Origin of the sequence: Streptomyces sp. (genome assembly GCF_031178505.1) — a bacterium.
GTDB lineage: Bacteria > Actinomycetota > Actinomycetes > Streptomycetales > Streptomycetaceae > Streptomyces > Streptomyces gulbargensis.
This window is the reverse complement of the sequence record NZ_JAPSIW010000207.1, coordinates 1-9,412: the sequence shown is the minus strand read 5'-3', so window position 1 is coordinate 9,412 and position 9,412 is coordinate 1. Positions and strand designations below refer to the sequence as shown.

The 9,412-nt window shown below is 72.2% G+C and carries 4 protein-coding genes, 1 tRNA gene and 2 pseudogenes; all 7 read right to left on the bottom strand.

The window, feature by feature from the left end; translation table 11 throughout:
* Window positions 1-638, bottom strand: a pseudogene (locus tag RIF68_RS16105) (ABC transporter permease); the annotation flags it as partial.
* Between the two features lie 53 nt (window positions 639-691).
* On the bottom strand, window positions 692-1,396 hold the full coding sequence (locus RIF68_RS16100) for an ABC transporter ATP-binding protein (protein ID WP_309051943.1): 705 nt from the start codon (window positions 1,394-1,396) through the stop codon (window positions 692-694).
* 76 nt (window positions 1,397-1,472) lie between these two features.
* A complete protein-coding gene (locus tag RIF68_RS16095) occupies window positions 1,473-1,664 on the bottom strand; it encodes a hypothetical protein (RefSeq protein WP_309051942.1) in 192 nt (63 codons plus the stop codon).
* Between the two features lie 936 nt (window positions 1,665-2,600).
* Window positions 2,601-3,489 (bottom strand): annotated as a pseudogene (locus tag RIF68_RS16090) (IS481 family transposase); the annotation flags it as partial.
* Window positions 3,490-3,789: 300 nt separating this feature from the next.
* Window positions 3,790-3,862 (bottom strand) — tRNA-Lys (locus RIF68_RS16085).
* A gap of 126 nt (window positions 3,863-3,988) precedes the next feature.
* The gene (locus RIF68_RS16080; RefSeq protein ID WP_309051941.1) at window positions 3,989-7,084 is read right to left on the bottom strand and encodes an FG-GAP-like repeat-containing protein; all 3,096 of its coding nucleotides are present in this window, start codon (window positions 7,082-7,084) and stop codon (window positions 3,989-3,991) included.
* Between the two features lie 332 nt (window positions 7,085-7,416).
* On the bottom strand, window positions 7,417-9,412 hold a 1,996-nt coding region (locus RIF68_RS16075; RefSeq protein ID WP_309051940.1), incomplete at its 5' end, for an FG-GAP-like repeat-containing protein.

Sequence of the window (9,412 nt, the reverse complement as noted above, 5' to 3'; positions counted from 1 at the left end):
CCGGTGCGCGCGGCCACGACCAGGAGGGCGCAGGCAGGCAGCACGAACATGCCGGTCACCGCCGCCTGGAACATCCACTCGGGCTTGTCGTCCAGCCGGCCCGATCCCGGCTCCAGGGCGTGCCGGACCGGTCCGGCCGCCGGGCCGAATCCGGTCACGACGTCGGCGGGCCGCTCGGCGCTCAGGCCGTCACGCGGCCGGACGTAGGCGAGCCATTCGGACGGCTCGTCCAGTCCTTCCTCGCCGATCGTGCCGGCCAGGGGGCCGTAGCGGTGGTCGATGTCCTCGGCGGCACCGGCATGGCGCAGGGCCGGTGACAGGACCGCCTGGCCCGGGTCCGGCCAGCGGTCGAGCCCGGGAGGCAGCGGCGCGTCGCCCTGATGAGGGGCCAGGTACACGACGCTGAACCGGCGTTCCCCTTCCAGCGAGTCGGACCCCACCAGCCACGTCGTCGCGCCGGCCGCAGCATCCCGGACCCCCTCGAGCACCACGGGCGTCCGGGCCGTCCGGCGCTCCTCCTTGCCCGCGTACACGGCGTGCACGGCCACGAGACCGCCCAGGCCGAGGATGAGGACCAGCGTCGCGAGCAGCAGCGCCACGGCACGTACGCTTCCCGCCTCGGCACGGCGGCCGGCCATCCGCCCGAGGGAGAGGAGCCGGCCCGCGAGGCTCCCGGTCCCACCGGCCCGCGTCACGCGGACGCCCCGGAGGCCGGCGGCTTCAGCACGCCCTCGTCGAGCCGCAGGGCGCGGTCGGCCCGCGCGGCGATGCCCGCGTCGTGGGTCACCACGAGCAGCCCGCACGCGTGGCGGCGCGGCAGGCCGAACAGCATCTCGGCCGTACGGTCGCGCGTCTCCGTGTCCAGCGCGCCGGTCGGCTCGTCGGCGAGCAGCAGCGCGGGTTCGTTGATCAGGGCGCGGGCGACCGCGGTGCGCTGCCGCTCACCGCCGGACAGCTCCTCGCTGGTCACCGCCGGCGGCACGCCGAGCTCGTCGAGGAGCGTGCGCGCCCGCTCGCGGGCGTCGTGACGTCCGGTACGGGCCAGCAGCGCCGCGAGCAGCACGTTGTCCAAGGGGCTCAGCTCCGGCAGGAGTTCGCCGAACTGGAACACCATGCCGACCGACCGGGCCCGCAGCGCGGCCAGCCGTCCGGGCCGCAGCCCCACGACCTCGGTGCCCGTCACCTTGACCGATCCGGCGTCCGGTGCGATCAGGCCCAGCACGCAGGACAGCAGCGTGCTCTTGCCGGACCCGCTCGGTCCGGTCACCGCGACCGACTCCCCGGCCCGCAGGCTCAGCGAAAGCCCCGTGAACAACTCCCTCGCCCCCAGGGAGTGCGTCAGTCCCGCGATCTCCAGGACGGGTTTCCCGGTGTCCGTGCCGTGTGCGGTGCTCACGTGCTGTCCTCACTGTCTCGCCAGGTGAATGAGAAGGCGCGGTGGAGCGGCCTGGACCGCTCCACCGCCGAGATGCTCAGCGCCCGTCACCGGGGCGGTCGTCGGGGCCGCACCGGTCCGGGTTGAGCTGGATGTTCAGACAGGCAGTCACCTTGCTCACGTAGTTGGTGGTGTCCATGCCGCTGTACTTCGTGGAGCCATTGCCGTCGTGATTGTCGAGCCGCAGTCCTGTGTTGTTCCTGCGGTCGTACAGCGTGTAGACAGCCATGCTGTCCCCCGCTGTGTCGGCTATCGCAACCTGGCCGTTCGTACCATGACTGTATGCGTACGCGGAATTCTCGTACCTTGAGTCCAGATTTTCTCCGGCACCGGCGAACGCTTGACCGGCACCCATCAGTGCTGCCACAGCTGCAGCTGTGACCGTGACCCGGACCCCAATTCCGAAGGACATGCCCCTCCCCTTTCAGTCACATACAAGGACGTGCTGCACCGTGGACGCGTATCCCTCACCCACCATTGCAGCCACCTCAGCCTCACACGACACAAAGATCGCCTCAAGCACCTTTCTAATTCTCGCCACCGCCGAACACTCGCCCCCTGGCCGAAGTGCGCTCTCGCGTTTCGAGGCGCCCTGACGGCCTCCCCGCCCCTGGACGGAAGTCACCGAGGCGAGACCAAACGGGGGAACAGGGCTTACCAAGGTCGCTTGACCTCCACCTCCCCCGAGGTTTCACAATCAACTTATCGAGTCGATCTGCCGCACCTCAAGCACGCATCTCACCAGGACGAGCAACACACTTGAGCCAATCACTCGATTCAATCAGGCTCAAAATCAACGAAATCACCACCTCTCGCGACCGGAAATCGCCGCGTCTCGCATTTCGACCTGTTGCCGTAAGGTGGATTTCCTCGAACAAAGGATGAATGACCGGTTAATGGAATGGAAAGTTCGACCCCATTCGAGGCCGACCCTGATTCCACCTGCGCCGACACCGATTCGGAACCGGTTCACGTGACCTTCAGCCGCGACGGCGATCATTGCCGGGCCCCACAATCGAGGGCCGCCCATTGGAGCTGCGCCCCGCTGGCGCTTCTCACCGCCGATGTCCGGAGGCGTGTCGGCCGATGCCCGCCCGTCCAGATCGGACCGACTCTCGGGACGGCTACGCGAGATGGAAGTTGCCCCGATGTGCGGTGCGCAGGGCTATGTGTATTGTCCCGCAGCGTTGTTGACACGGCTGATGAATGGGTGTCCCCCGCGTGCGGTGTGGCAGCGGTGGTGGTTGTAGGTGTGGAGGAAGGCTGCCAGGGCCTCGGTCCACTCGTGGTTCGAGGTGTAGGGCCGCCGGTAGCCCCACTCGTCAAGGAACGTGCGGTTGAAGCGTTCGACCTTGCCGTTGGTCTGCGGACACCAGGGGCGGATTCTTGTGGGCGATGCCGGCCGTAACCAGGCCTTGGACGAAGAGCTTGGACTTGTAGCAGGCGCCGTTGTCGGTCAGTCCCCGCTCGACGGTGATGCCGTGCGCGCTGAAGAACGCATTCGCGCGTTGCCAGAAGGCGATGGCGGTGTGCTGGCGCTCGTTGGGCAGGGACCTCGCTGTAGGCCACACGGAAGTGGTCGTCGACGGCCGAGTGGATGTAGCTGAAACCGATCACCGGTATGGAGCTCTCGCGAGCGGTGGTGGCTTCGCGATTACGGTCGTCGGCGGTCCTGCCGACGGTTCGCCAGCCGCCGCTGTCGGGGATGTTGCCCAGGTTGTTGATGTCGACATGGACCAGTTCGCCGGGCCGGTCGCGTTTGTAACGCCGGATCGGCTCGCCGGTGGGACGGTTCAGCCAGGACGGACGGTTCAGGCCGTGCCGGACCAGGACACGATGCACGGTCGAGGCGGGAAGGCCCAGAATCGGGCCGAGTTTGCGGTCGTTCCTCAGCAGGCAGACACGGCCCTCGACCGCGCCGGGTGTGCGATGCGGGGTCCGCTGGAACGGTCGTGCAGACCCGCGTCGCCTTCGGCCCGCCAGCGACGGACCCATTTGTGAGCGGTGGTGCGGGACATACCCACCTCCGCGCTGATGTACGTGCCCGGCCGGCCGGGCAGGGAGCTGCGAACGGCAATGAACGGGGGCGCAGCACAGTTCAACCTTCACGTCACCGCCTCCGGGGCGCCCCCGGCCACAGCACCGACTCGAATCAGGCTGCTCCCCCGCGGGCGGCCCATGCGTCGCCACGTGTCTGGAGACACCCACGGCTCCCCGTGAGGACCGTCGCTCCTCGCGGGACCGGCCGCCGCCTTTCGCGGGGCGGCCCCGCGAAACGACGGAGCGCCCCACCCGGTCGAACCAGGTGGGGCGCTCCTCAGCAGGTCGGAGGGTTTCCCCTCCCCCGCCATCGGTAGGCCGTGTGGGACTCGAACCCACAACCAATGGATTAAAAGTCCACTGCTCTGCCAATTGAGCTAACGGCCCGTGGACAAGCACGCCCATGCAGCATAGCCCGAGAGGTACGCGGAACAGATCGAGTATCCGACACACCCCGCCCCGCGCCGCGCCGCGGGGGTGCGGGGCGGGGCGGGGCGGGTGGTGGGGCTGGGGTCAGAAGAGGCCCTTGAAGCCGTTCCAGCCGCCGGTGCCGATGAGGACGCGGCCGCCGAAAGCGCCGGAGCCGGTGCCTTCGTAGCTGTAGAGGCGGCCGGCGGTGTCGCGGGCCACGAGGTCGGTGACGCCGTCGCCGGAGAGGTCACCGAGGCCGACCAGGGACGAGTAGCCGTTCCAGCCGCCGCCGAGCTTCACGCGCGGGGAGAGGCCGCCGGTCGCGGTGCCGTAGTAGCGCCAGAGGACGCCCGCCGTGTCGATGCCGAGCAGGTCGTCGCGGCCGTCGCGGTTGAGGTCCCCGGCGCCGATCAGCTTGGTGTAGAGCTTCCAGCCGGTGCCGATCCGCACACGGGGCTTCAGACGGTGGTCCGCGGTGCCCCCGTACAAGTAGAGGTCCCCGTTGGAGGCCTGGCGGGCGATCAGGTCGGTGAAGCCGTCGCCGTCGAGGTCGCCGGGCGAGGTCAGGACGTCGAAGCCGCCCCAGCCGGAGCCGAGCGCGGTGTACGGGGAGGAGGCGGAGACGACCTGCCCGCAGCCCGGGCGGTAGGACCGCAGCTGGTCCCCGACGCGGGCGAGGACGTCGGCGCAGCCGTCGGCGTTCACGTCGCCGAACGGCACGAGGACCGAGGTGGTGGGGAACTTCGCGCCCGTACCGGCGATGCGGGACGACAGGCCGCCGTACGCGTTGCCCCGGTACATCGAGACGAGTCCGGCCGTGTCCATCACCAGCAGATCACCCTGCCGGTCGTTTCCGGCCAGATCCCGCCGGCCGGGGGTGCCGCCGGTGACGGTGATGCCGCCGGAGAGGGCGAGGTCCCGGCCCTGCCCGTCGGCGGTGTTGGCGGTCAGGTCCCAGACGTACGGGCCGTTCGGGGCGACCTTGCCCGCCGCCGTGCGCCCGTCCCAGGCGATGTCGATCCGGCCCCGGGTCTCTCCGCCGCCGTAGCTGCGGACGACCGTCCCGGTGTGCGGGTCGCGGATGTTCAGGCGCCACGTCGAGGCGGGCTTGGACAGCGTCCAGGACGCTTTCCAGCCGTCCTTCGACCGTGCGGAGGCGGGGGCGCTCGCCGAGGCGGCGGTGAGGTCGGAGGCGGGTACGCCGGTCCACACGGCGTGGACGCGCTGGTCCGCCCCGCGGTACGCGACGGCACCGCCGAACCGGTCGACGGTCCACGTCTCCCGGCGCGGTCCGGAGACCGGCGCGGCGTCGACGAGCGTCCGCGTCCGGGCCGTACCGGTGTGGAAGTCGGTGACCCGGAGGTACGAGGCGGCGTCCCGGGACACGTAGAAACCGTCCCCGAGGAGCCCGCCGCCGGTCACGCCCTGTCCGAGCGCGAGCCGCGCACCGGTCCGCAGGTCGTGGACGCCGTGCGCGCCGGTCTGTCCGCAGGCCCAGTAGAGCCAGCGGCCCGCCGAGACCTGGAACTCGGTCGCCGGGCACCCGGCCCCCGTCGAGAACGTTCCGGCCGCCTTGCCCGTCGTCAGGTCGGTCCGGACCACTTCGCCGTTGACGGCCGTACCCGTGAAGAGGGTGTCGCCCCAGACGGCCGCCGCCGTCCTCGCCTGCTTGCGGACGACGGGCGAGGTGCCGGCCGGTGCGTCCAGGTTCAGGACGAGCGTCTGGCCGCTGCCGCCCTGGAAGACCGCCCACCGGCCGAAGACATCGGCGAGCTGCCCGTGGTTCTCGCCGGTGAGCGCCCGCGTCACCCGGCCGGAAGCGGTCCGGGCGACGACCTCCAGGGGCTTGAAGTCCTCGTGCGCGAGGTGGACGGTGCGGCCGTCGCCACTGTCGAAGAGCGGGTTGTTCCGCTCCAGGCGCTTCTGTTCGGCGCCCAGCGGGGCCGGCTTCGACTGCCCGGTGTGGAGGGGACCGACCGGCAGCGTCCGCTCGAAGAAGCCGGAGCCCCGCGAGCCGCCCCACTCCAGCGAGGAGAGGCGGCCGGCTCCGAGCGCGATCGACTCGACCGTGGCGGCGACCGGCTCGACGGGGGCGGCGAGCTTCTCCAGGAGCGGCGTGCCGTCCTTGCCCGGCACCACCTTCTGGAGGGCCCAGTCCGTCGGACCGGTGCCGCCGACGACGGCCGCGGCGGCCGTGTCCTGGCCCGTGACCTGGTTGAGTTCGGCCTGGGCCTTCTCCAGGAGGGTCAGCGTCCGGCCGTCCGGGTGGACGGCGACGAGCTTCCGCCGCAGGACCGGGTCCGCGCCCCCGGGCTTCGTCAGGGCGAGGACCCAGTCGCCGACGAGGCCGATCCGTCCCGTGGCGTCCAGGTCGGCGGGGAGGGCGAAGGTCTGCTCGGCGGCGGCGGTCGGAAGGGCACGGTCCCGTACGTGCACGGTCCGCGACCGGTCCACCCAGGCGATCCGGTCGGGACCGAGGACCACCGGGCCGCTGGAGTCACTGCTGTACGCCGTGGCGGCGTCCTCGATCGCGGTCACGCGACCGGTGGCGAGCTCGACGAGGCCGAGCCCGGTGAAGTCGTAGGCGCTTCCCTGGCTCGCGTAACGGATCACCGCGACGGTGTCGTCGCCCGCCACGAGCCGCGCCGTGCTCAGGTCGGCGTCGGCGGGCCAGCCCGTGACCGGCGTCCGGGGGCCGGTGAGGTCGGCGGCCTGCACCAGGAAGAACCCGGTGTTCCCCTGGAAGAGCAGGGAGCCGCCGAGGAGTCCCACGTAACTCGCGTCGGACGGCGGGGTGAACGGCTTCTGGACGCCGGTCGCCAGGTCGCGGACGGCGTACTCGCCGAGGGCGGGCTCGACGTACGCGTAGCGGCCGCCGACCCCGGTCTCGGCGAAGCGCGGGTGGGCCTCGTAGCCCAGCGGGACGCTCGTGCCGGTCGCGAAGTCCGTCCACACGAGCCGGTCGCCGTTGAAATGGTCGCCGTCCTCCGTGGCGTGGGCGTAGCCGCCCGCGGAGACGGCGGTGACGATCTCGCCGCGTGGTACGGCACGCCAGTCGGGATCGATGTCCAGCTGGTCGATGCCCACGATCGGCGAGGCGCTCACAGACGGCGCGGCGCCGATCCCCGAGGCCAGCAGCGCGGCGGCGAGGACGGCGATGCGCGCGCGGGGTCGCCGCGCGCGGGGGTGACGAGTCAAAGAGGGGTCCCTCCCCGGGAAACCTGATGTGCGAGAAGGCGGGGCTGGGCGGTGTTCCGCCGGGCCCCCTGGCCGGCGCCCGCGCTCCCGTCGAGAACGTGAGCGTATCCCGCCGCCGTCGGACCCGTGGACGAGGGCGGCTCGACGGGCAGGGCCCGTACGCCACCGAGGTGTCGTACGGGCCCTGTGGACGCGCCGGAAACGGCAGGCGCCCCGGTCAGGAGGCGCCCCGATCCGGAAGCGCCGCGCATCGCCAGGCGCCCCGGTTCAGCGGGCGGCCCGAGCCGGAAGCGCCGCGCTCCACCGGGCGTCTCGGCCCGGCGGCGCGCCGGTCAGGCCAGCCGCGCGTACATCTGCCAGCCGGTGCCGATCCGGACCCGGGCGGAGAGGGTGCCGGTGCCGGTGCCGTTGTACCGCCACAGAGCGCCCGCCGCGTCGCGGGCGACCAGGTCCGCCTTGCCGTCGGCGTTGAGGTCGCCGACGCCCACGACCGTGTTGTAGGTCTGCCAGCCGGTGCCGATCCCGACCCGGGGGCCGAAGGTGCCCCTGCCCGTCCCGTAGTACCGCCACAGGGCGCCGGCGCTGTCCCGGGCGAGCAGGTCGCCGGCCTTGTCGCCGTTCAGGTCGCCGGCCGCGACGACCGTGTTGTAGATCTGCCAGCCGGTGCCCACCCGGACCCTCGGCTTGAACGCGCCGGCGCCGTTGTCGGCGTACATCCACAGTTCACCGGCGGGAGTGCGCGCGAGCAGGTCCGTCCGCCCGTCGCCCGTCAGGTCGCCGGGGGCGGAGAGGTGGTTGTAGATCTGCCAGCCGCTGCCCAGACCGGCCCGCTTCCCGTTGGGCGAGAACGCGGTGCCGCAGCCGCCGTCGTAGCGGGTCAGCGCCCCGGCGGCGTTCCGCACCAGCAGGTCGCCGCACCCGTCGCCGGTGAGGTCCCCGAAGGGGACGAGCAGGGAGGAGGAGGGCCAGCCGGTCGCCGACGGCCCCGTGCCCACGCTCCCGGTGCCCGTGCCCGGCCGCACGGTCAGCGTCCCGCCCGGCGTGAGGCCGAGCAGGTCGCCCTTGCCGTCGCCGGTGACGTCGTGCCAGGCGGGCCGGGCGGCGGGGGCGCCGCCGGTCACCGTCAGCGCGCCGGTCAGGGAGAGGTCGGCGCCGATGCCGTCGGCGGGCCGGGCGGTGAGGGTCCAGGTGTAGCCGCCGTTCCGCGCGGCCTGGCCGGAGGCGTTCCTCCCGGTCCAGGCGGCTTCGATCCGGCCGCGCGCCTCGGGCCCGGAGGCCGTGTGGACGACCGTTCCGGTGGCGTTCTCCCTCACGGTGACCTTCCAGGCACCCGTGGGCTTGGAGGTCCACCAGCGGCCGGACCAGGCGGTGCCGGGGGCGGCCAGGTTCAGCGCCGCACCGGTGACGGCGGAGTCGATCACGGTGACGGGCGGCGCGGGGACCCCGGTGGCGACGATGCGGATCCGCTCGTCGGTGCCGGCGTACGCGACGTGGCCGCCGAAGCGGTCGACGGTCCAGTCCCGGCGGGCGTGGGCGTCCGGGCCGAGGTCGGCCGCGGTCGCCAGCGTCCGCTGGGGCACGTCGGCGGCGGAGCCGGAGGCCGGGAGCCCGGCGTGCAGGTCGTACAGGCGCAGGCCCGCTTCCGGGTCCTGCCGCACGACGTAGCCGTCCCCGAGCAGCACGTTGCGGATGTTGCGGCCCGGCAGGGTCATGGTCCGCCCGGTCTGCCGGTCGTAGACGCCCGAACCCGTCCCCGGGGTCCAGCCGTCCTGGTCGCAGGACCAGTAGACCCAGCGGCCGGCGGCCTGGAGGTGGGCCGGAGCGCACGCGTTGGGAGTCGTGAAGGACGGGCCCGCCGCGCCGGACACCAGCGACTTCGAGGTGACCCGCGGGCTGTCCTTGGCGGCGCTCCAGAGGGTGGAGCCCCACAGGGCGGCGGTGAGGTCGGTGCGCCGTTCGCGGACGGTTCCGGCACCCGACTTCGGGAACTCGACGACGTACGGTTCCTCCCGCAGGACGGTGGTCGCCGAGGCGACGAGCCCGAACCGGCCGGAGAGGTCCACCAGTTCACCGCTGCTCATGCCGGTGGTGACGCTCGGCCCCCCGGCGGTGCTCCTCCCGTTCTCGTACAGCACGGTGTCATCGCTGTACGAATCGTTCCGGCGCCCGTGGAAGCCGTCACCGCTCGCCCACATCACGATGCAGCGGCCGCTGTAGGAGGAGCAGTCGCCGTCGTCGCCGCTCAGCAGCCCGTCCACGGTGGTCCGGAGCGGCTGCGGCTGCCCGGTGGCGGAGAGCCAGGTGGAGCGGTAGACGCCGTAGTAGTCG

Bases quoted from the DNA above. Each gene is read 5' to 3' on its own strand.
- RIF68_RS16095 (WP_309051942.1), bottom strand. From the start codon at position 1,664: ATGGCTGTCTACACGCTGTACGACCGCAGGAACAACACAGGACTGCGG.